Raw genomic sequence first — 2871 nt, forward strand, 5'->3', positions numbered from 1 at the left:
TGTTATCTCTTGATAGATATAAAATCAGAGAAATATTCTGGCCATTTACCAAGAGACTTATTGCTCAATACTATTTAATGATTGTGATTTATTGAGTCTTTTTTTTAAACAGGGATTGCACCAAACATCTGATTCGGATTTCACTACCTAAGCAGTTTTAATATAATACCAAGGGCGATCGAGCCATACCTTCAACAATTAATAATTAATAATTACCTCTCCTTGAAAAGAAGAGAATTGACGCGGAGCGTGAAAATTTTTTCTTCTCTTGGTCGATTGGATATGGCGAGGAGACCTTGCCATCCCACCCTTCAGGAAGCTCCGAAGATCGACTGCTTTTTTCTCCTTTAAAGGAGAAGCTTTAAACCTTAATTATTCGGTAATAGTAAGGGTAAAGAAGGAGGAAAAAGAAATAAATAAGAAAAAGGGAAACAATATATATTAATTCTATATATTATAAAAAGTAAGACTATTAAAGAGTTAATCTGTTGAGGAAAATCAATAATTTACAGGAATTGTCTAAATAACTCAAAAAAAATGCGCGATCGCCAGTCTATTTTACTGCTTTTTTTGTCTAAAATTATAATTTTGCCATAAGATGTTTTTTGAGCATTCTATATCAGGAACTTGCTTCTTATTATTAAGAGACTTAATTGAAACTCCAGAGTGGCCAGATAATTATCAAAAAAAGATGTTATATCCACCTAATTATCAAAAAATTTAGAAGTTTTTATGAGCAGTCAAAAAATAATCTGAAATTCAATTTTTTAATAAAATTATATATACAAGCGGAATTATTTACTATCCCTCGCGCGTGGTTCAGGGTTACACAGAAATCATATTAGAATGATCAGGCTTAAACCTTGGCAAAGACCTTTAGCATTTTTCGCTTATCTAGTTAATGATTCTCGGAAAGCTTTATCTTACTTTATCAAAAACTATAATTTGCTGAAAACTGATATAGTTGCTGCTTGTGAAATGACACTACTATTAAGCATTTTAGTTAGTCCATTTTATCTATGGAAAGTGCAATTATACCAGGAATTAAAAGTCAGGCAACAGAGCCATCAAATTTCGGCTGTCGCTGACATGAAAGGCGACGTACAGTCAGAAGGAAAATCGTTGTCGTTACCCAATTTGAGTTCTTAAGAATGTCCTAAAAATTCTGGCTACTGCTATTTTAAGAAAAATATGGGAGCATCCAGTTTTTGTAAAAGCATTACCTAAAGTAAGGACTTACCAATGTTTTTAGCACCCCTTAAAACATCTAATACCAATTTGATAAATCTTTGCTACATTTTCTTGAGTGGGGGAGTAGGGGAGCAGGGGAGTGGGGGAGAAGTCAACACAAGAATAATTAATACTAACTAGCTAATAATTGTCAAAAAGGTTAAAGAGCAAGTTTTAATTATTTAATAATTGAAGTCTCACCTAAGTATAGCATTCTCTTTTCAAATTGGTATAACGTGAAAAATTGGGATACTTCCAAAAATATACATATTGCTGTAGATAAATGAAAAAAATAAAGTAATATCATGTCCGGTTAAATAGTTATAATTAAAGCTCGTAGTAGGGCTTTAGCCCTAAGTATAGATAGGGCTAAAGCCCTACTACAAACAAAAAAGTCATTTCCCCATTTTTGGTTTAAGGCTTAAAAATACAAAATCTCTGATGAAACCGACTATTTACTTTTATATCCCTCGTAAATTATTTCCCCAAAAGTTACCTGAAAATCCCCATGAGAATTGGGCTGGATTTGGTATAGGAATTTATGCTTGGACATTGCAAACTTATCTGCGTCTAAAAGCAGATGGTTTTTCTTGTGAATTAGTAGATTATTTACCCCAGTCTGGAATTGTTATTGTTCATCGCAATTCTCTTTATATTCATAAAGGCATTAAACCAGGAAAAAATTTACTTCTAATTTGTCTTAAAGCAGAATTAAATTTTTATCCCTATGCTCAAATTCATGTGGTACAAAATCCTCAAGAAATAACACCTATAAATAATTATAACTACTATATACCTCATTGGACACAACCAGGATTAATTACTCGGAATATTGAACGGGGTAATCAGTTTAAAAATATTGTTTTTTTTGGTCATAAAAATAATTTAGCTCCGGAACTCTTAAGTTTGAATTGGACAAATGAACTCAATAAACTAGATTTAAATTGGCGTCCGATTATTAATCAAAATCACTCAACGAATTATCAAAAAATTGATAATCGTTGGAATGATTATAGTCAAGCTGATGCAGTAGTTGCTATCCGAAGTTTTGGCAAACAGAATAAATATATAAATAAACCAGCAACTAAACTTTATAATGCTTGGTTAGCAGGTGTTCCCGCTATATTAGGTTATGAATCTGCATATCGTACAGAAGGAAAACCTAACTTCAATTATTTAGAAGTTACTTCTTTGAAGGAGTTGCTTGACAGTTTAAAGAAGCTAAAATCAGATATAAACTTACGTCAGACTTTAGTAAATAATGGTCAATTACAAGTAGAAAAAATTAATCCTGCTCAAACTACTAAAAAGTGGCGTTACTTTCTCACAGAAATTGCAATTCCTGCTTTTGATGACTGGTGTTCTAAATCTAGTTTAGTTCAAAATATGATTCTCGAAACTCGTTATTTATCTTGGGCGATCGAGCGAGGAAAGTCTAAAATTATGTCTGTTGCATCAAATCTTAAACTATGAAACTATTTTACTACAAACGTCGAGATGGGTTTAGTAATTTTGGAGATGAATTAAATAATTGGTTATGGCCTCAACTCCTACCAGAATTTTTTGATGAAGATGAAACAACGACTTTTATTGGTATTGGAACTCTATTAAATCAACTCTTACCTCAACGAATTCCCCAAG

Annotated in this window: 2 protein-coding genes; both read left to right on the plus strand. The window is 32.0% G+C overall.

The annotated features are described in order from the left end of the window. Window positions 1-846: 846 nt before the first annotated feature. The gene (locus F6K13_RS26595) at window positions 847-1149 is read left to right on the plus strand and encodes a hypothetical protein (RefSeq protein ID WP_287288940.1); all 303 of its coding nucleotides are present in this window, start codon (window positions 847-849) and stop codon (window positions 1147-1149) included. Window positions 1150-1671: 522 nt separating this feature from the next. Then, window positions 1672-2703 carry a hypothetical protein gene (locus F6K13_RS26600; RefSeq protein WP_240038916.1) on the plus strand — a complete coding sequence of 344 codons (1032 nt, stop codon included), beginning with the start codon at window positions 1672-1674 and terminating at the stop codon, window positions 2701-2703. Window positions 2704-2871 lie beyond the last annotated feature (168 nt).

It is taken from the genome of Okeania sp. SIO2B9 (assembly GCF_010672505.1).
Lineage (GTDB): Bacteria > Cyanobacteriota > Cyanobacteriia > Cyanobacteriales > Microcoleaceae > Okeania > Okeania hirsuta.

Coding starts and splice junctions, on each gene's coding strand:
- F6K13_RS26595 (WP_287288940.1), top strand. CDS start 847: ATGATCAGGCTTAAACCTTGGCAAAGACCTTTAGCATTTTTCGCTTAT.
- F6K13_RS26600 (WP_240038916.1), top strand. CDS start 1,672: ATGAAACCGACTATTTACTTTTATATCCCTCGTAAATTATTTCCCCAA.